Annotated in this window: 18 protein-coding genes; 12 read left to right on the top strand and 6 right to left on the bottom strand. The window is 56.9% G+C overall.

Annotated features, from left to right (window positions below):
* The first annotated feature begins 10 nt into the window (after positions 1-10).
* From AA74_RS0110010 to yiiM, 5 genes are all read left to right on the top strand, one after another.
* On the top strand, positions 11-1,006 hold the full coding sequence (locus AA74_RS0110010) for a LacI family DNA-binding transcriptional regulator (protein WP_023293607.1): 996 nt from the start codon (positions 11-13) through the stop codon (positions 1,004-1,006).
* Between the two features lie 103 nt (positions 1,007-1,109).
* Positions 1,110-3,233 (top strand): alpha-galactosidase, encoded by a 2,124-nt coding sequence (locus tag AA74_RS0110005; protein WP_025912305.1) that lies wholly within the window; start codon positions 1,110-1,112, stop codon positions 3,231-3,233.
* A 44-nt stretch (positions 3,234-3,277) separates the two neighbouring features.
* Positions 3,278-4,543, top strand: coding sequence for an MFS transporter (locus AA74_RS0110000; protein WP_021242800.1), 1,266 nt, complete (start codon positions 3,278-3,280; stop codon positions 4,541-4,543).
* Between the two features lie 162 nt (positions 4,544-4,705).
* Complete coding sequence (gene sodA, locus AA74_RS0109995) at positions 4,706-5,326, top strand: superoxide dismutase [Mn] (RefSeq protein WP_003861999.1); 621 nt, start codon at positions 4,706-4,708, stop codon at positions 5,324-5,326.
* 70 nt (positions 5,327-5,396) lie between these two features.
* Complete coding sequence (gene yiiM, locus AA74_RS0109990) at positions 5,397-6,071, top strand: 6-hydroxyaminopurine reductase (RefSeq protein ID WP_025912304.1); 675 nt, start codon at positions 5,397-5,399, stop codon at positions 6,069-6,071.
* Positions 6,072-6,124: 53 nt separating this feature from the next.
* On the opposite strand, the gene cpxA is transcribed toward yiiM, so the two are convergent.
* The gene (cpxA, locus tag AA74_RS0109985; RefSeq protein ID WP_003862003.1) at positions 6,125-7,498 is read right to left on the bottom strand and encodes an envelope stress sensor histidine kinase CpxA; all 1,374 of its coding nucleotides are present in this window, start codon (positions 7,496-7,498) and stop codon (positions 6,125-6,127) included.
* A complete protein-coding gene (gene cpxR, locus AA74_RS0109980) occupies positions 7,495-8,193 on the bottom strand; it encodes an envelope stress response regulator transcription factor CpxR (protein WP_006179159.1) in 699 nt (232 codons plus the stop codon). The genes cpxA and cpxR overlap by 4 nt, the downstream gene beginning before the upstream one ends.
* A 150-nt stretch (positions 8,194-8,343) precedes the next feature.
* Here cpxR and cpxP point away from each other — a divergent pair, with 150 nt between their 5' ends.
* The 6 genes from cpxP (at position 8,344) to AA74_RS0109950 (ending at position 14,420) form a co-directional block, all read left to right on the top strand.
* On the top strand, positions 8,344-8,850 hold the full coding sequence (gene cpxP / locus AA74_RS0109975) for a cell-envelope stress modulator CpxP (protein ID WP_021242802.1): 507 nt from the start codon (positions 8,344-8,346) through the stop codon (positions 8,848-8,850).
* Positions 8,851-9,003: 153 nt separating this feature from the next.
* Positions 9,004-9,897, top strand: a complete 894-nt coding sequence (gene fieF, locus AA74_RS0109970) for a CDF family cation-efflux transporter FieF (protein ID WP_008501817.1) — start codon at positions 9,004-9,006, stop codon at positions 9,895-9,897.
* Positions 9,898-10,071: 174 nt separating this feature from the next.
* Positions 10,072-11,034 carry a 6-phosphofructokinase gene (pfkA, locus tag AA74_RS0109965; protein ID WP_008501816.1) on the top strand — a complete coding sequence of 321 codons (963 nt, stop codon included), beginning with the start codon at positions 10,072-10,074 and terminating at the stop codon, positions 11,032-11,034.
* A 167-nt stretch (positions 11,035-11,201) separates the two neighbouring features.
* The gene (locus AA74_RS0109960) at positions 11,202-12,191 is read left to right on the top strand and encodes a sulfate ABC transporter substrate-binding protein (protein WP_021242803.1); all 990 of its coding nucleotides are present in this window, start codon (positions 11,202-11,204) and stop codon (positions 12,189-12,191) included.
* Positions 12,192-12,298: 107 nt separating this feature from the next.
* A complete protein-coding gene (locus AA74_RS0109955; protein WP_025912303.1) occupies positions 12,299-13,042 on the top strand; it encodes a CDP-diacylglycerol diphosphatase in 744 nt (247 codons plus the stop codon).
* 73 nt (positions 13,043-13,115) lie between these two features.
* Positions 13,116-14,420: an SLC13 family permease gene (locus AA74_RS0109950; RefSeq protein ID WP_025912302.1), complete on the top strand. Its 1,305-nt coding sequence runs from the start codon at positions 13,116-13,118 to the stop codon at positions 14,418-14,420.
* An 81-nt stretch (positions 14,421-14,501) separates the two neighbouring features.
* Here the strand turns inward: AA74_RS0109950 and tpiA are convergent, their stop codons facing one another.
* Positions 14,502-15,269 carry a triose-phosphate isomerase gene (gene tpiA, locus AA74_RS0109945; RefSeq protein ID WP_003862019.1) on the bottom strand — a complete coding sequence of 256 codons (768 nt, stop codon included), beginning with the start codon at positions 15,267-15,269 and terminating at the stop codon, positions 14,502-14,504.
* A gap of 111 nt (positions 15,270-15,380) precedes the next feature.
* On the bottom strand, positions 15,381-15,977 hold the full coding sequence (locus AA74_RS0109940) for a DUF1454 family protein (protein ID WP_008501812.1): 597 nt from the start codon (positions 15,975-15,977) through the stop codon (positions 15,381-15,383).
* A gap of 112 nt (positions 15,978-16,089) precedes the next feature.
* Between AA74_RS0109940 and AA74_RS0109935 the strand changes: the two genes are divergently transcribed.
* On the top strand, positions 16,090-16,509 hold the full coding sequence (locus AA74_RS0109935) for a DUF805 domain-containing protein (RefSeq protein WP_023293600.1): 420 nt from the start codon (positions 16,090-16,092) through the stop codon (positions 16,507-16,509).
* On the opposite strand, the gene fpr is transcribed toward AA74_RS0109935, so the two are convergent.
* Both fpr and glpX read right to left on the bottom strand, forming a co-directional pair.
* Positions 16,510-17,256, bottom strand: a complete 747-nt coding sequence (fpr, locus tag AA74_RS0109930) for a ferredoxin--NADP(+) reductase (RefSeq protein WP_025912301.1) — start codon at positions 17,254-17,256, stop codon at positions 16,510-16,512.
* 96 nt (positions 17,257-17,352) lie between these two features.
* Positions 17,353-18,363: a class II fructose-bisphosphatase gene (gene glpX, locus AA74_RS0109925; RefSeq protein ID WP_023293599.1), complete on the bottom strand. Its 1,011-nt coding sequence runs from the start codon at positions 18,361-18,363 to the stop codon at positions 17,353-17,355.
* Between the last annotated feature and the right edge of the window lie 14 nt (positions 18,364-18,377).

Raw genomic sequence — 18,377 nt, 5'->3', positions numbered from 1 at the left:
ACGGAAACTCATGTCGCTTAAAGCCATTGCCAAAGAACTGGGGCTGTCAGTCACCACCGTCAGCCGCGCCCTCAACGGATATGACGACGTCTCCGCCGAGACGCGCGCTCGCGTGGAAGCAGAGGCCCAGCGCCGTGGTTACCGACCGAACACCTTCGCCCGCCGCCTGAAGATGGGCAAAATTGACGCCGTTGGGCTGGTGTTCCCGGTCCATCCTGTTCCGCTCAATAACAGCGTATTTATGGACATGGTCGGCGAAATTAGCCACGAACTGGCGCGACATGAAATCGACCTGCTGCTCATTGCAGACGACGATCTGGCGGATAAGCACAGCTACATGCGCATGGTGCAAAGCCGCCGCGTGGATGCGCTGATCGTGGCCCACACGCTGGATCGCGATCCCCGTCTTGAGCAACTGCAGGCCGCCGGTTTTCCTTTCCTGGCGCTCGGGCGCAGCCAGCTACCGCAGCCGTACGCGTGGTTCGACTTCGACAACTATGCCGGTACGTACAATGCGACCCGCTGGCTGATCGGAAAAGGCCATCAGCGCATTGCCCTGCTGGGCGAAAGCAACAATCAGGCATTCATCACCCAGCGCCGTCAGGGCTATCTGGACGCGTTGCGGGAAGCCGGGCTTTCCAGCGAATGGCTGCGCGCCATGCCCCCTTCACGCCGGGTGGGGTATGCCACCACGAAAGAGCTTCTCTCGCTATCGCAGCCGCCCACGGCCATCATTACCGACTGCAACACTCACGGCGACGGCGCGGCGATGGCGCTGGCGGAGCTGGGCCGCCTGACCGGCGAGAACGCCGTTGCGCTGGTGGTTTATGACGGGCTTCCGCAGGACAGCATCGTCGACGCTGACGTGGCGGCAGTGATCCAGTCCACCCGTCAGGGCGTCGGGAAACAGATTGCCGATATGGTTCGCCAGCTGATCAACGGCGAGGCGATTGAGCAGCTCCAGGTGCTCTGGCAGCCCGAATTCTCTCCCGGCCAGACGGCCTGAATCTCTCCATTTTCTAAACCCGATCACAAATCCGAAACGTTTTGGTTTGTATCCGAAACGTTTCGGATCAAAACTCAAGGCATCCCATGACAGGAGATGTCTGATGCAAGATTCCATTTTACGACTCGAAAGCGCGACGGTGGATGTGGTGATAAAAACGCACCCGTTCGCCGAAATTATCTACTGGGGGCCGCATCTTCAGTACTTTTCGCCGCAGAATGCAGAAACCCTTTCCCGGCCGGTTGCCAACGGCAGGCTGGATGTGGATTCTCCGGTCACGCTGATGGCCGAGCTGGGGCACGGCCTGTTTGGGTCGCCCGGTATTGAAGGGCATCGTCTGGGCCTGGACGGTTCACCTCTCTTTAGCACCACAGACGTCCAGCAGCAGGGGCAAACCCTGACGATTACGGCAGAAGATGAACATGCGGGCCTGCGGCTGACCAGCGAGCTGGCGCTGGATGACAGCGGCGTGCTGGCGGTGCGTCACGGTTTAACCAACCTGAAAGCGCAGGCGTGGCAGGTGGACCGTTTTGCCATAACGCTACCCGTGGCCGAACGCGCACGGGAGGTGATGGCCTTCCACGGACGCTGGATCCGGGAATTTCAGCCGCACCGCGTGACGCTTGAACACGACAGCTTTGTGATTGAAAACCGCCGGGGTAAAACCTCCCATGAACACTTCCCGGCGCTGATTTCGGGTACGCCGTCGTTCAGCGAAATGCACGGCGACGTCTGGGGCGTGCATCTGGGCTGGAGCGGCAACCACCGCCTGCGTGCGGAAGCCAAAACCGACGGCCGCCGCTATCTGCAGGCTGAAGCCCTCTACCTGCCGGGCGAAATGGCGATTGAGGAGGGCGACACGCTCTGGACGCCGCGCCTGTATGCAAGCTACTCCGCACGGGGCCTGAACGGCATGAGCCAGCAGTTTCACCATTACCTTCGCGACAACGTTATCCGCTTCCCCGAAAACAAACCGCGCCCGGTTCACCTCAATACCTGGGAAGGCATCTACTTTAATCACGACCCGGACTACATCATGCGCATGGCCGACGAGGCGGCCGCGCTGGGCGTGGAGCGCTTTATCATCGACGACGGCTGGTTCAAAGGTCGCAACGACGACTACGCCGCGCTGGGTGACTGGTATCTGGACGAGAAGAAGTACCCGAACGGCCTCACGCCGGTCATCAGCCATGTGAAACAGCTCGGCATGGCGTTTGGCATCTGGGTTGAGCCGGAAATGATTAACCCGGATTCCGATCTTTATCGTGCGCATCCCGACTGGGTGCTGGCGTTGCCCGGCTACAGGCAACATACCGGGCGGCACCAGCTGGTGCTTAACCTGAACATTCCGCAGGCGTTTGATTACCTGGTGGAGCGCATGAGCTGGCTTCTGGGTGAACATGAGGTCGACTACGTGAAGTGGGACATGAACCGTGAGCTGGTGCAGCCGGGTCACGACGGGAAGGCCGCCGCCGACGCGCAAACCCGCCAGTTTTATCGCCTGCTGGACGTGCTGGGCAAGCGTTTCCCGCACGTCGAATTTGAATCCTGCTCCTCCGGCGGGGGGCGAATTGATTATGAGGTGCTGACGCGCTGCCACCGCTTCTGGGCCTCGGACAACAACGATGCGCTGGAGCGCAACGCTATCCAGCGCGGCATGAGCTATTTCTTCCCGCCGGAGGTGATGGGGGCGCATATCGGTCATCATAAATGTCACGCCACCTTCCGCCAGCACAGCATTGAATTTCGCGGTCTGACGGCGCTGTTTGGCCATATGGGGCTGGAACTGGATCCCCTCACCGTTGATGAGCAGGAGCGCGAAGGTTATCGCCGTTACGCCGCGCTGTATAAGCAGTGGCGCGAGGTTATCCATCAGGGCATCCACTGGCGCGTGGATATGCCGGATGCCACTACGCTGGCACAGGGTATTGTGAGCGAAGATAAAACGCAGGGACTGTTTATCGTGAGCCAGCTCGCCATGCCGGACTACACGTTGATGATGCCGCTGCGCATGCCGGGGCTTGAGGCCAGCGCGCAGTATCGTATTTCGCTGCTCGATCACCCTGATATTCACATCACCGGTGAAGGAGGCCATACCATGCGCAAGCTGCCGGCATGGATGGAGGCCCCGCAAACGGCGAGCGGTGAGTGGCTGATGCAGGCGGGCATTGCGCTGCCGATTCTCGATCCGGAAAGCGCCATCCTGATTGGCGTGGAACGCGTGTAAAGGTGACGGGCCGGGAAACTGGCCCTCCGTTGAGGATAAAAATAATGAACACAACAACCTGTACCCACAAAGACAACCCTAATTTCTGGATTTTCGGGCTGTTCTTCTTTCTCTACTTTTTCATCATGGCCACCTGCTTTCCGTTCCTGCCGATCTGGCTGTCGGATATCATCGGCCTCAATAAAACCCATACCGGCATCGTCTTCTCCTGCATCTCACTCTCGGCCATTGCCTTCCAGCCGGTGCTTGGGGTGATCTCGGATAAACTGGGGCTGAAAAAACACCTGCTGTGGATCATCTCCGTGCTGCTGTTCCTGTTTGCCCCTTTCTTCCTCTACGTCTTTGCGCCGTTACTGAAAGCCAACATCTGGCTGGGCGCGCTGAGCGGCGGCATTTATATCGGCTTTGTCTTTTCGGCGGGCTCAGGAGCCATTGAGGCCTACATTGAACGCGTGAGCCGTAACAGTTTCTTTGAGTACGGCAAGGCGCGCATGTTTGGCTGCCTCGGCTGGGGGCTGTGCGCCTCCACGGGCGGGATCCTGTTCGGCATCGATCCGTCGTATGTTTTCTGGATGGGCTCGGGGGCGGCGCTGCTGTTGATGCTGTTGCTGGTGGTCGCAAAGCCAAGACCCAACCAGACGGCGCAGGTGATGAATGCGCTGGGTGCCAACCAGCCGCAGATCACCGCGAAAACGGTCTTTAGCCTGTTCCGTCAGCGCAGAATGTGGATGTTTATTCTGTATGTGATTGGTGTGGCCTGCGTCTACGACGTCTTCGACCAGCAGTTTGCTACCTTCTTCAAAACGTTCTTCGCCACGCCGCAGGAGGGCACTCGCGCCTTTGGTTTTGCGACCACTGCCGGGGAAATCTGCAATGCGATCATCATGTTTTGTTCACCGTGGATCATTAACCGCATCGGCGCGAAAAACACGCTGCTGATCGCCGGGGTGATTATGGCGACGCGCATTATCGGCTCGTCGTTTGCCACCACCGCCGTAGAAGTGATTGCCCTGAAGATGCTGCACGCGCTGGAGGTGCCGTTCCTGCTGGTGGGGGCCTTCAAGTACATCACCGGGGTGTTTGATACGCGTCTTTCGGCGACTATCTATCTGATTGGCTTCCAGTTCGCGAAACAGTCGGCGGCAATCTTCCTCTCCGCGTTTGCCGGGAATATGTATGACCGGATCGGTTTCCAGGAGACGTACCTGATGCTGGGCTGTTTCGTGCTGGCGATTACGGTGGTGTCGGCGTTTACGCTCAGCAGCAGGGAGGAGATTGCGGCAGGCAATAAGGCGCTAGAAGTTCATTAACGCCCTGAACCCACTCACTATTCCGGCGTTGGTCAAAAAATGAATAACCTTATAAAAACTACGGCATTGATAATCATTTTCAATATCATTTAATTAACTATAATGAACCAACTGCTTACGCGGCATTAACAGCTGTGCCGCCCGACAATAATGGAGAGGATTATGAGTTATACACTGCCATCCCTGCCGTATGCCTACGACGCACTGGAACCGCATTTCGACAAGCAGACGATGGAAATCCATCACACTAAACACCACCAGACCTACGTGAACAACGCGAACGCCGCGCTGGAAAGCCTGCCTGAGTTCGCTAACCTGCCTGTTGAAGAGCTGATCACCAAGCTGGACCAGCTGCCAGCGGACAAGAAAACCGTGCTGCGCAACAACGCGGGCGGTCACGCTAACCACAGCCTGTTCTGGAAAGGCCTGAAAACCGGTACTACCCTGCAGGGCGACCTGAAAGCGGCTATCGAGCGCGACTTCGGTTCCGTTGACAACTTCAAAGCGGAATTCGAGAAAGCCGCTGCAACCCGCTTCGGCTCTGGCTGGGCGTGGCTGGTACTGAAAGGTGATAAACTGGCCGTGGTTTCTACCGCGAACCAGGACTCCCCGCTGATGGGTGAAGCGATCTCTGGCGCATCCGGCTTCCCAATCCTGGGTCTGGACGTGTGGGAACACGCTTACTACCTGAAATTCCAGAACCGTCGCCCGGACTACATCAAAGCGTTCTGGGACGTGGTGAACTGGGACGAAGCAGCAGCGCGTTTCGCCGCTAAAAAATAAGGTTGCATTGACGCCTGTGAGAAGCGAGTCTGATGGCTCGCTTTTTTGTATCTGCGTAATGGAGGCAGCGATGCATTATCCGGTGAATGTATTTACAGGCAAGGTAAGGGAGTACGACGGCAGCCGCCCGAGCGCCATCGCCAAAATTCAGATCGACGGTGAGCTGACGTTAACCGACCTCGGGCTTGCGGGTGACGAGCAGGCCGAAAAGAAGATCCACGGCGGGCCGGAGCGCGCGCTGTGCCACTACCCGCGCGAGCACTATCAGCACTGGAAGGCAGAGTTCCCGGAGCAGGCGGATCTCTTCGTTGCTCCCGCGTTTGGTGAAAATCTCTCCACTGAAGGGCTCACCGAAAAGAACGTGTTTATTGGTGATATCTACCGCTGGGGCGATGCCCTGATTCAGGTGACGCAGCCGCGCTCGCCGTGCTTCAAGCTCAACTACCATTTCGGCATTCATGACATGTCGGCTCAGATGCAAAGCGCGGGTAAAACCGGCTGGCTGTACCGGGTGGTGCTGGCTGGGCAGGTTTCAGCGGATGCGCCGCTTGAGCTGGTATCACGCCTGAGTGAGGTGTCTGTTTACGACGCCTGCGCCATTGCGTGGCATATGCCGTTTGATGACGAGCAGTATCATCGCCTGCTGTCGGCGGCGGGGCTGTCGACCAGCTGGACAAGAACGATGCAGAAACGGCGTTTAAGCAGCAAGATCGAGGATAATTCGCGGAGGTTGTGGGGTAAATAGACCTCAGTAAAAAGTAGGCCGGGTAAGGCGAAGCCGCCACCCGGCACTAACAGCTACGAACGCTTATACAACGGTAGCCACAGCGTTAACCGCAGCCCACCCAGCGGGCTGTCGTCGGCTTTCACCCAGCCGCGATGCTGCTGCATGGCGGTTTCCACAATCGCCAGCCCCAGCCCCGTACCGCCCGATTCCCGGTCGCGCGCCTCGTCGGTGCGGTAGAACGGACGGAAGATCTGCTCGCGGTCTTCCGGGCTGACGCCAGGACCGTCGTCGTCGACGATGACGGTGATCCCGTCTTTATCCACCGAGAACGCCACCTCAATCTTCGTGTGCGAGTAGCGCAGGGCGTTACGCACGATATTTTCCAGCGCGCTTTCCAGCGCGTTGGGGTTACCGTACAGCGGCCATGGACCCGGCGGGAAGTTAACGGTGAAGGATTTGCCCATCTGCTCCGCTTCGAACGCCGCGTTATCCAGCACTTCATGCCACAGATGATTGGCTTTCACCGTTTCGCTCACCAGCGCGTTTTTCTGCTGATTGCGCGACATGACCAGCAGATCGTTGATCATGCTGTCCAGACGATGCGCTTCGGTTTCGATGCGCTCCAGCTCTTTGCTCTCACCGCTGCGGCGACGCAGCAGGGCGGTACCCAGCTGTAAGCGCGTGAGCGGGGTACGCAGCTCGTGCGAGATATCCGACAGCAGGCGCTGCTGGGCCGTCATCATGCGATCGAGCGCGCTCACCATCTGGTTAAAACTGGTCCCGGCGGCCAGGAACTCCTGCGGTCCGGACTCCAGTTCCGGGTGCTGCCTCAGGTTGCCCTGCGCCACTTCGTCGGCGGCGTTTTTCAGCTTACGTGCGGGTTTTGCCAGGCTCCACGCCAGCCATAACAGCAGCGGCGAGCTGACCAGCATCGTGACAATCAGCAGCAGGAGAGGGCGGTCAAACAGCAGGTTGATAAAATCGGACTGGGAGCTGCTCGCGGGGCGAATCAGGTAGAGCTGATAGTTATCCTCGCCATCTCTGACGGAGAACGGCCCCACCATCTCTACGCGGCCATATTTTTTCTTCTGGGGGTGATCGGCATTATCTGCCTGGCCAATGAAGTTGCGGATGATCTGCATTTCATTGCGATCGGCGCCAATCACGCGGCCTTCGCTGGTCACCAGCAGCAGGCGTTGTCCGGGCGGCGCCCACTTGTCGATAGCGCGAAATAGCCTGCGCCACCACATCAAATCGTTTGGCGGATCGTTTGCCAGCTCGGCTTCCACGTGCTGCTCGATCATCACGCCCTGACGTTGCTCGCTGTCGAGCAGCTCCGTCATCTGGCGTGAGTCGAGTTTTGGCAACATCAGTACGAGCATTAAAACCAGTGCCAGCGTCAACCAGAAGATGGCGAAGATGCGGGCGGTTAAGCTTCCTATCATGAAGCGGAAACCATCAGATAACCGCGACCACGCAGGGTTTTAAACCATGGGTGACCGTCTTTACGCTCCGGCAGCTTACGGCGCAGGTTAGAGATGTGCATGTCGATGGCGCGGTCAAACGGGGTAAGACGCTTGCCCAGCACTTCCTGACTTAAATGTTCACGCGATACCACCTGGCCGAGGTGCTGTGCCAGCAGATACAGCAGGGTGAACTCGGTGCCGGTGAGTTCGAGCGTCTGGCCATCAAAGCTCGCTTCCTGGCGGCCCGGATTCAGGCTCAGGGAGTCGACTTCAAGGGTAGGTGAGCTGTTGTCGGTATTCTGCTGCTGCTCGCTCCAGTGGGAACGACGCAGGATCGCGCGAATACGGGCGACCAGTTCGCGGTCGTTAAACGGCTTCGGTAAATAGTCATCCGCACCCAGCTCAAGGCCGAGTACGCGGTCGAGTTCGCTGCCGCGCGCGGTCAGCATGATAACGGGAGTCTGGTGTGTCTGGCGAAGCTCTTTCAGCGTATCAATGCCGTTTTTCTTCGGCATCATCACGTCGAGCAAAAGTAAATCGATGCTGTCGTCAAGGAGACTCAGCGCCTGCTCGCCATCATGGGCAACCAGGACGTTGAAACCTTCCATGTCGAGCAACTCCTTTAAAAGGGATGTGAGCTCTCGGTCATCATCAACTAACAGGATTTTATTCATTGTTTAAATACCTCCGAGGCAGAAATTACGACATCAAGGCTGTCTAATCCATGACTTTACGTTGTTTTACACCCCCTGACGCATGTTTGCAGCCTGAATCGTAGACTGTCTCTCGTTGAATCGCGACACGAAAGATTTTGGGAGCAAGTGATGCGCAAAGTTACCGCTGCCGTCATGGCCTCAACGCTGGCGTTCAGTGCGTTTAGCCAGGCTGCTGTAGCTATCATCAGCGATAACGGTCCCTTACAAGAGGGCGCAACGCAGAACAGCAGCCAAAGCCATATGTTTGACGGCATAAGTTTAACCGAACATCAGCGTCAACAGATGCGAGATCTGATGCAGAGGGCGAGACACGACCAGCCCCCTGTTAATGTTAGCGAAATGGAGACAATGCATCGCCTTGTCACCGCAGAAAATTTTGACGAAAGCGCTGTGCGCGCTCAGGCCGAAAAAATGGCACAGGAACAGGTTGCTCGTCAGGTTGAAATGGCGAAGGTCCGCAACCAGATGTTCCACCTGCTAACGCCGGAGCAGCAAGCGGTTTTGAACACCAAACATCAGCAGCGTATGGATCAACTGCGTGAGGTTGCACGGATGCAGCGAAGCTCAGAAACCTCGTTTTTCAGTAGCAATAGCAGTACCCGTAGTAACCAGTAAACCCTGTTTTCCTTGCCATAGACACCATCCCTGTCTTCCCCCACATGATGTGGGGGTTTTTTTTGCCCCACATTCTGGTTTGTTAACCGTTTATTCATCCTTCGACTCCACATGCTTCCGTTATACTAGCGGCATGACATGACAGGAGCGTTTATGAATCAATCCTATGGAAGACTGGTCAGCCGGGCCGCCATCGCGGCGACCGTCATGGCATCCAGCCTGTTACTGATTAAAATCTTTGCCTGGTGGTATACCGGCTCGGTCAGTATTCTGGCGGCGCTGGTGGATTCGCTGATGGACATTGCCGCCTCATTGACCAACCTGCTGGTCGTGCGTTACTCGCTGCAGCCAGCGGATGAAGAGCACACCTTTGGGCACGGTAAAGCGGAGTCGCTGGCCGCGCTGGCGCAAAGCATGTTCATATCCGGTTCTGCGCTGTTCCTGTTTCTCACCGGCATACAGCATCTCGTCTCGCCGACGCCGATGAACGATCCTGGCGTCGGCGTCGTTGTGACGGTCGTTGCACTTATTTGCACACTTGTTCTGGTAACGTTCCAGCGCTGGGTGGTACGCAAAACGCAAAGTCAGGCCGTACGGGCGGATATGCTTCATTATCAATCTGATGTTATGATGAATGGGGCTATTCTTATTGCGCTCGGTCTGGCCTGGTATGGCTGGCATCGGGCCGATGCGTTGTTTGCGTTAGGGATTGGTATCTATATTTTATATAGCGCCCTGCGGATGGGGTATGAAGCAGTGCAATCGCTGCTTGACCGCGCCCTCCCGGACTCAGAACGTAATGAAATTTTTTCTATCGTGACCGCCTGGCCCGGCGTCAGCGGTGCACACGATCTTCGAACGCGGCAGTCAGGGCCGACCCGCTTTATTCAGATTCATATTGAAATGGAAGACAACCTGCCACTGGTTCAGGCTCACGTGATTGCTGAGCAGGTCGAGCAGGCGATTTTGCAGCGTTTTCCTGGTTCAGACGTCATCATTCACCAGGATCCCTGCTCGGTTGTACCCGGACATGTTGGGCTTTCGTAATTCGTTGTAAAAAAGTGAGCCAGGCCAGCATTTTGTGTATAAATTACCGCCATTTGGTCTGACCTGAATCAATTCAGCTGGAAGGGATTGATATACTATTTGCAGTATTCGTTGGTCGATAAGTTTCTTCCGGCAACAGATTTCAATTTTGCATTCCTAAGTTCAGAGGTAGTCATGATTAAGAAAATCGGTGTGTTGACAAGCGGCGGTGATGCGCCGGGCATGAACGCGGCAATTCGTGGGGTTGTCCGCGCGGCGCTGACGGAAGGTCTGGAAGTTTTTGGTATCTATGATGGTTACCTGGGTCTGTATGAAGACCGTATGGTTCAGCTCGACCGTTACAGCGTGTCTGACATGATCAACCGTGGCGGTACCTTCCTTGGGTCTGCGCGCTTCCCGGAATTCCGTGATGAACACGTTCGTGAAGTGGCTATCGAGAACATGAAAAAACGTGGACTGGACGCCCTGGTGGTTATCGGCGGTGACGGCTCGTACATGGGTGCAAAACGTCTGACTGAAATGGGCTTCCCGTGCATCGGCCTGCCGGGCACTATCGACAACGACATCAAAGGCACCGACTACACCATCGGTTACTTCACCGCGCTGGGCACCGTTGTGGAAGCGATTGACCGCCTGCGTGACACCTCTTCTTCCCACCAGCGTATCTCTATCGTTGAAGTGATGGGGCGTTACTGCGGTGACCTGACCCTGGCTGCGGCAATTGCGGGTGGCTGTGAGTTTGTCGTGGTTCCGGAAGTGGAATTCAGCCGTGAAGATCTGGTAGCTGAAATCAAAGCCGGCATCGCGAAAGGCAAAAAACATGCGATCGTGGCTATCACCGAGCACATCTGTGACGTAGACGAGCTGGCGAAGTACATCGAAACCGAAACCAAGCGTGAAACCCGTGCGACCGTACTGGGGCACATCCAGCGTGGCGGTTCCCCTGGCCCGTACGACCGTATTCTGGCGTCCCGTATGGGTGCGTACGCAATCGAACTGCTGCTGCAGGGCCACGGCGGCCGCTGCGTCGGTATTCAGAACGAGAAACTGGTTCACCATGACATCATCGACGCGATTGAAAACATGAAGCGTCCGTTCAAAGGTGACTGGCTGGACTGCGCGAAAAAACTGTACTGATCGGCGTTTGGTTTGTGCCGGGTAAGGCGTAGCCGCCACCCGGCTTTTTTATGCGTACACGCTTTATTATTCCACTACGTTATAGCCAATCTTTTTTTATTCTTTAATCCTCGATTCGCTTTCTGGCACGCTGCATTCATCAAAACACTACACAAGAGAGCTGGGCGATGAATAAATGGGGCGTGGGTTTAACATTATTGCTGGCATCGACCAGCGTTCTGGCTAAGGATATCCAGTTACTGAACGTGTCATACGACCCGACGCGTGAACTGTATGAACAATACAACAAAGCGTTTGCGGCACACTGGAAGCAGGAAACCGGCGACAATGTCGTGGTTCGCCAGTCTCACGGTGGTTCTGGCAAGCAGGCGACCTCCGTCATCAACGGTATTGAAGCCGACGTGGTGACCCTGGCGCTGGCCTACGATGTTGACGCGATCGCCGAGCGTGGCCGTATCGACAAAAACTGGATCAAACGCCTGCCGGATAACTCCGCGCCCTACACCTCGACCATCGTTTTCCTGGTACGTAAAGGCAACCCGAAACAGATCCATGACTGGAATGACCTGATTAAGCCGGGCGTGTCAGTTATTACCCCTAACCCGAAAAGCTCCGGCGGCGCACGCTGGAACTATCTGGCCGCCTGGGGCTATGCACTGCACCACAACAACGGTGACCAGGCTAAAGCCCAGGAATTCGTGAAAGCGCTGTACAAAAACGTCGAAGTGCTGGACTCCGGCGCGCGCGGTGCAACCAACACCTTCGTGGAGCGCGGCATTGGTGACGTGCTGATTGCGTGGGAAAACGAAGCCCTGCTGGCGACCAACGAACTGGGTAAAGATAAGTTTGAGATCGTGACTCCAAGCGAATCTATTCTGGCTGAGCCGACCGTTTCCGTGGTCGATAAAGTGGTTGAGAAGAAAGACACCAAAGCGGTGGCGGAAGCCTACCTGAAGTATCTCTACTCGCCGGAAGGTCAGGAGATTGCAGCGAAGAACTTCTATCGTCCACGCGATGCGGCTGTGGCGAAGAAATATGACGGCGAATTCCCGAAACTGAAGCTCTTCACAATTGATGATGTTTTCGGTGGCTGGACGAAAGCGCAGAAAGAGCACTTCTCTAACGGCGGCACCTTTGACCAGATTAGCCAGCGCTGAACATAAATAAACGACACGGTGACCCGGCGTGAGAAATCCGCCGGGTTTTTTATTTGGTCATCATTTTGCGTTACTCTTTTGCCTCTATTGAAAACAGGGAACGCGTTGTGAAAAAAATTATCTTATTGATCCTCATTGTCATCGCCCTTGCCGCTGGCGGCTGGTACTGGATGAAAGCGGGTAATCCGAATGCGTTGCGACATATCGTTCTCGACCAGTGCCTGCCGAATCAACTGCAACACCGTAACCCGGCACCGTGTGCGCAGGTGAAGCCTGACGCAGGCTATGTAGTCTTTAAAGACCGCAACGGGCCGCTGCAATACCTGCTGATGCCGACATATCGCATCAACGGCACCGAAAGCCCGCTGTTGACCGAAGCGCATACGCCGAACTTTTTCTGGCTGGCCTGGCAGTCGCGAAGCTTTATGACCCTGAAGCGTGGAAGCGAGGTGCCCGACAGCGCCATTTCACTGACGATTAACTCGCCGACAGGGCGCACGCAAAACCATTTTCACATTCATATCTCCTGCCTGCGCCCGGACGTGCGCGAGAAGCTGAACGCGGCACAGGGAGACATCAGCACCCAGTGGCTGCCCCTTCCTGGCGGCCTGGAAGGGCATGAGTATCTTGCTCGTCGGGTGACGGAGAATGAACTGGTGCAGCGCAGCCCGTTCATGATGCTGGCTGAAGAGCTGCCGGAAGCGCGCGACCATATGGGGCGCTTCGCGCTGGCAATGGCGCAGCAGTCAGATGGTTCGTTTGTGCTGCTGGCAACCGAGCGCAACCTGCTGATGCTTAACCGCGCGTCTGCTGAGGAACTGCAGGATCATCAATGCGCTATCCTGAATTGACCCCACCATAAATAGCGTTTACTCGCCCTGCCTGTCGCCGTAGACTTGCTGAAAAATTCTACAGGAGACAGGTATGTCGCTCTGGTCAACGTATCCTCTGCTGCTGCCTTCACTGATCGTTGGCGTCACTATTGTGCTCTGGGCGACGTCGCTGTTGCCGGAATTCATCACCGCGCTGCTGTTCTTCACGGTGGCAATGACGGCGAAGATCGCCCCGCCGGAGGTGATTTTCGGCGGTTTTGCCTCGTCGGCCTTCTGGCTGGTCTTCAGCGGATTCGTGCTCGGCGTGGCGATCCGTAAAACCGGTCTGGCAGACCGGGCCGCCCGGGCGCTGTCGGCAAAGCTCACCGACTCCTGGGTGTTGATGGTAGCGAGCGTGGTGCTGCTGAGCTATGCGCTGGCGTTTGTGATGCCGTCGAATATGGGACGTATCGCGCTGCTGATGCCGATTGTCGCCGCAATGGCGAAACGCGCCGGTATCGCCGACGGCTCCCGCGCCTGGTTTGGTCTGGCGCTGGCGGTAGGGTTCGGGACGTTCCAGCTTTCGGCGACGATTCTGCCCGCTAACGTGCCTAACCTGGTGATGAGCGGTGCGGCAGAAGGTTCGTACGGCATCCACCTGAACTATGTCCCGTATCTGCTGCTGCACACGCCGGTGCTGGGCATTCTCAAAGGCCTGATCCTGATTGGCCTGATCTGCTGGCTTTTTCCCGGTAGCCCGAAACCGCCGAAGGAACAGGCGCCGTCTGAACCCATGGACCGGGATGAAAAGCGTCTTGCCTGGCTGCTGGCGATAGTGCTGGGGATGTGGGTGACGGAGAGCTGGCACGGCGTGGGGCCCGCCTGGACCGGGCTGGCGGCGTCGGTCATCGTTATGCTGCCGCGCATCGGTTTTATCACCGGGGAGGAGTTTTCTGCCGGTGTGAATATGCGCACCTGCATCTACGTTGCCGGTATTCTGGGGCTGGCGATCGTCGTGACGCAAACCGGTATCGGCACGGCGGTGGGCGAGGCGTTGCTCCGTATTATGCCGCTCGATGCAGACCGACCGTTCACCAGCTTCCTGGCGCTGACCGGTATTACCACCGCACTCAACTTCATCATGACCGCTAACGGCGTTCCGGCGCTGTATACCACCCTGGCGCAGAGCTTCTCGGATGCGACCGGCTTCCCGCTGCTGTCGGTGATCATGATTCAGGTGCTGGGCTATTCTACGCCGCTGCTGCCGTATCAGGCGTCGCCGATCGTGGTGGCGATGGGGTTAGGAAAAGTGCCTGCCAGGGCGGGGATGGTGCTCTGTCTGGCGCTGGCGGTGGCAACGTATCTGGTGCTGCTGCCGCTGGATTATCTGTGGTTTAGCCTGCTGGGACGGCTGTAAAAAAGCCCGGTGGCGCTGACGCTTACCGGGCCTACAGAACCGTAGGGCGGGTTAGCGAAGCGCCACCCGCCACAAAGGCAATTACGCCTGTTTAGCCGCTTCTGCCGCTTTAACGATCACCGCGAAAGCGTCCGCTTTCAGGGATGCACCGCCAACCAGCGCGCCATCGATGTCTGGCTGGGTGAACAGCTCAGCAGCGTTAGACGCGTTAACGGAACCACCGTACTGGATGATCACTTGCTCAGCCACTTTGGCGTCAGCTTTCGCAATGTGGTCACGGATGAATTTGTGAACCGCCTGAGCCTGCGCAGGGGTGGCTGATTTGCCGGTACCGATCGCCCAGACTGGCTCGTAAGCGATAACCGCGCCTTCGAACGCTGCTGCGCCCTGCGTTTTCAGCACTGCGTCGATCTGACGTGCGCACACTTCTTCAGTTTTGCCCGCTTCGTTTTCTGCTTCGGTTTCACCGATGCACAGAACCGGGATCAGACCCTGCTCTTTCAGCACGGCGAATTTCTTCGCGATGAACTCGTCGGATTCTTTGTGATAGGTGCGACGCTCGGAGTGGCCGATGATGATGTATTTCGCGCCGATATCTTTCAGCATTTCAGCGGACGTTTCACCGGTGAACGCGCCAGACAGGTTAACGTCAACGTTCTGCGCGCCCAGAATGATGTGGCTGCCGTCAGCGGCACGTTTAGCCAGATCCAGGTACATATCCGGCGGAGCGATAGCAACCGCGCAGCCGGTCACGCCAGCCAGCTCTTTACGCAGGTTCGCAACCAGTTCGTTTACCATGTGGCGGCTGCCGTTCAGTTTCCAGTTACCCATCACTAAAGGATGTCGCATTTCAATTCTCCACGCTCAATAAGCGAATTAAGGAATATGGCCACCCTGTCGGGCAGCATGGTCTGTGAATCAGTATAGAGATTTTCCCTCGAAAGGCTTTGCTTTTTGTCATTAATTCGCCCCGCCGAGAGTGTCAGATAGTGCCAGCTTAATCGGTTCAACAGCGAAGGTCAGTCCTTTTTCGCCGTTGTCCGCCACCACATAGCGGATCGCGCCTTCGGTATCGGCGTAGTAACGCTTATTTTTACCGGCGGTGAGGAGTTTTTGCAGCTTTTGCTGGCTTTGCTTTTTCGTCAGCGCAGGGGTAAACGCCTGCAGGACCGCGCTCATGTACTCCAGCGCTTTCGCCTTCGCGGCTTTCTGCTCTGGGCCCTGTATTGGCAGCCAGGTGATTTGCATGCTTTTGATTTTTAACGTCCCGCGCTCCAGCGCCGTGGAGGCATACAAATTCTCGTTAATCTTGCTTGCCGCACGGGTCAGGGTAGGCGTGTCGCGGGGGCCATCAATGGCACGAAACTCATCCAGTTGCAGCGTGGGATTGGCCTGATTGAAGGCTTCACGAAACTGGCTGATGGACTGATCGAACGACGGTGCGCCCGCCAGCAGGTACGGTGCTGTGGTCGGGGCTGTGGTTTCGGCGGCGTGCAGGGTAAAACCCGCGCTGAGCAGCGCTAAACACAGGAATAGAGAATGTGCCGAACTTTTCATCAACATTGCCCCTGGCCGTAAGTGCTCATGATTAAAACGATATCTGGTCGGCTTGTCAAAAGGTCACAACTCCAGGGTAAAATGCGGGCTAAACGATAATAAGGAACCTTACATGACCATACAGCAGTGGCTGTTTTCATTCAAAGGGCGTATTGGACGCCGTGATTTCTGGATCTGGATGGTGACGTGGGTTGTCGCCATGCTGCTTCTGTTTTTCGTCGCCTATAACGCGTGGCTGAGCACGCAAACGGCGGCCTTCGCGCTGGTCTGCCTGCTCTGGCCAACGGCGGCTGTCGTGGTGAAACGCCTGCACGATCGCGGTCGTTCCGGCGCGTGGGCATTTCTGATTATTCTGGCGTGGATGCTGGTGGCGGGAAACTGGGCGATGCTTCCATCCATCCTGCCGTGGGTGGTGGGCAGGCTGCTGCCGTCGGTCATCTTCGTGATGATGATTGTCGATCTGGGCGCGTTTATTGGCACCCAGAGCGAAAACAAATACGGTAAAGACACCGTTGAGGTGAAATACCGCTGATCACCAGTAGTGTTCGGCGGTCATATGGCCCGGTCGGCGGCGAAGATGTTTCGTCATCTGCCGGGTATCCTTCAGAAGCTGCTGCGTGTCGCGTACCATCTGCGGGTTGCCACACAGCATGACGTGGCTGGTTTCAGCCGTCATCGGTAAACCCACCGCCTCTTCCAGGGCACCATTCTCAATTAACGCCGGCACGCGACCGGTCAGCGTTCCTGCTACGGTTTCGCGGCTGACCACCGTCTGAATCTTTAACTTTCCGCCGTACTGCTGTTCCAGCGCCTGCATCTGCGGCAGGTAGCTCAGGTCTGCGGCGTAGCGCGCAGCGTGAACCAGCACGATGTTTTTAAAACGCTCCAGGTCTTTGCCGTACTGCAAAATAGAGAGATAAGGGCCGATGGCCGTACCGGTTGCCAGCATCCAGAGCGTGTCACAATCCGGGATCTCTTCGAGCACAAAGAAGCCTGCTGCTTCACTCACGATTTGCACCTCGTCGCCGGGCTTGAGGGCGGCAAGGCGCGGGCTGAGTTTACCGTCAGGTACGGTGACCAGATAGAACTCGAGAGCCGGGTTATCAGGCGCGTTAACGTAAGAGTAGGCGCGCTGCACGCGCTCGCCGTCGACATCCAGCCCCAGCTTCGCAAATTGCCCGGCTTTAAACGGGTGGACGGGAGCATGCAGGGTGAGACTAAATAGCGCATCGGTCCAGAACTGTACCTTTGTGACTTTACCTGTTACCCAGTCCGCCATGATCTTCTCCTGTGCTGTTTCTCTGTTCTATCTTCCGTACTTAACGGGGAGATTTCCAGCCCATTTGGGCCGGAAAGCTCTATCGATCAAACGGTTTTACAGAATGTGCGTCTGTACGTCCGGGTCTTTGCGGTCGAGATAGTGGATAGACTGGATGCGGCGAATGGTGCGTGATTTTCCGCGGATCAGCAGCGTTTCAGTGGTGGCCATATTGCCCTTGCGGCTGATGCCGTCCAGCAGATCGCCTTTGGTGATACCTGTCGCCGAGAAGACCACGTTATCGCTACGGGCCATATCATGCAGCGCCAGCACTTTGTTGGCCTCGATGCCCATCGCTTCGCAACGTGCCAGCTCGTTTTCCCCGATACGGCGGTTCTCTTCGCTGTCGCCTTTCACCTCGTGGCGGGGCAGCAGACGAGCCTGCATATCGCCGTCCAGCGCGCGGATCACTGCCGCAGAGACTACGCCTTCCGGCGCGCCGCCGATGCCGTACAGCACGTCTACTTCGCTGTCCGGCATGCAGGTCAGGATCGAGGCGGCAACGTCACCATCCGGAATGGCAAACACGCGCACGCCGAGCTTTTGCATCTGCGCGATGGTGGCGTCGTGGCGCGGTTTGGCCAGAATGGTGACGGTGAGTTCGCTCAGCGGTTTGTTCAGCGCGCTGGCGACGTTACGCAGGTTCTCTTCCAGCGGCAGGCTAAGATCGATTGCGCCTTTCGCACCAGGACCGACAATCAGCTTTTCCATGTACATATCCGGCGCGTTGAGGAAGCAGCCCTTATCGCCCACGGCCAGCACCGCCAGGGCGTTGGCCTGACCCATTGCGGTCATGCGCGTACCTTCGATCGGGTCGACGGCGATATCCACGGCATCACCTTTGCCGGTACCGACTTTTTCACCGATGTAGAGCATTGGCGCTTCGTCGATCTCACCTTCGCCGATCACGATGGTGCCGTCGATGTTGACCTGGTTAAGCACAATGCGCATGGCATGGACGGCTGCGCCGTCTGCGGTATTTTTGTCACCACGACCCAGCCACTTATAGCCTGCAAGGGCAGCCGCTTCGGTGACGCGGGAAAACTCGATAGCAAGTTCACGTTTCATGAGGTACTCGTACA

Origin of the sequence: Enterobacter sp. 5-4 (assembly GCF_000612205.1) — a bacterium.
Taxonomy (GTDB): Bacteria; Pseudomonadota; Gammaproteobacteria; order Enterobacterales; family Enterobacteriaceae; genus Enterobacter; species Enterobacter roggenkampii.
This window is presented reverse-complemented; position numbering and strand designations above follow the sequence as displayed.

Excerpts from the sequence above, each read along its gene's own strand:
- AA74_RS0110010 (WP_023293607.1), top strand. The coding sequence starts at position 11 with ATGTCGCTTAAAGCCATTGCCAAAGAACTGGGGCTGTCAGTCACCACC.
- AA74_RS0110005 (WP_025912305.1), top strand. The coding sequence starts at position 1,110 with ATGCAAGATTCCATTTTACGACTCGAAAGCGCGACGGTGGATGTGGTG.
- AA74_RS0110000 (WP_021242800.1), top strand. The coding sequence starts at position 3,278 with ATGAACACAACAACCTGTACCCACAAAGACAACCCTAATTTCTGGATT.
- sodA (WP_003861999.1), top strand. The coding sequence starts at position 4,706 with ATGAGTTATACACTGCCATCCCTGCCGTATGCCTACGACGCACTGGAA.
- yiiM (WP_025912304.1), top strand. The coding sequence starts at position 5,397 with ATGCATTATCCGGTGAATGTATTTACAGGCAAGGTAAGGGAGTACGAC.
- cpxA (WP_003862003.1), bottom strand. The coding sequence starts at position 7,498 with ATGATAGGAAGCTTAACCGCCCGCATCTTCGCCATCTTCTGGTTGACG.
- cpxR (WP_006179159.1), bottom strand. The coding sequence starts at position 8,193 with ATGAATAAAATCCTGTTAGTTGATGATGACCGAGAGCTCACATCCCTT.
- cpxP (WP_021242802.1), top strand. The coding sequence starts at position 8,344 with ATGCGCAAAGTTACCGCTGCCGTCATGGCCTCAACGCTGGCGTTCAGT.
- fieF (WP_008501817.1), top strand. The coding sequence starts at position 9,004 with ATGAATCAATCCTATGGAAGACTGGTCAGCCGGGCCGCCATCGCGGCG.
- pfkA (WP_008501816.1), top strand. The coding sequence starts at position 10,072 with ATGATTAAGAAAATCGGTGTGTTGACAAGCGGCGGTGATGCGCCGGGC.
- AA74_RS0109960 (WP_021242803.1), top strand. The coding sequence starts at position 11,202 with ATGAATAAATGGGGCGTGGGTTTAACATTATTGCTGGCATCGACCAGC.
- AA74_RS0109950 (WP_025912302.1), top strand. The coding sequence starts at position 13,116 with ATGTCGCTCTGGTCAACGTATCCTCTGCTGCTGCCTTCACTGATCGTT.
- tpiA (WP_003862019.1), bottom strand. The coding sequence starts at position 15,269 with ATGCGACATCCTTTAGTGATGGGTAACTGGAAACTGAACGGCAGCCGC.
- AA74_RS0109940 (WP_008501812.1), bottom strand. The coding sequence starts at position 15,977 with ATGAAAAGTTCGGCACATTCTCTATTCCTGTGTTTAGCGCTGCTCAGC.
- AA74_RS0109935 (WP_023293600.1), top strand. The coding sequence starts at position 16,090 with ATGACCATACAGCAGTGGCTGTTTTCATTCAAAGGGCGTATTGGACGC.
- fpr (WP_025912301.1), bottom strand. The coding sequence starts at position 17,256 with ATGGCGGACTGGGTAACAGGTAAAGTCACAAAGGTACAGTTCTGGACC.
- glpX (WP_023293599.1), bottom strand. The coding sequence starts at position 18,363 with ATGAAACGTGAACTTGCTATCGAGTTTTCCCGCGTCACCGAAGCGGCT.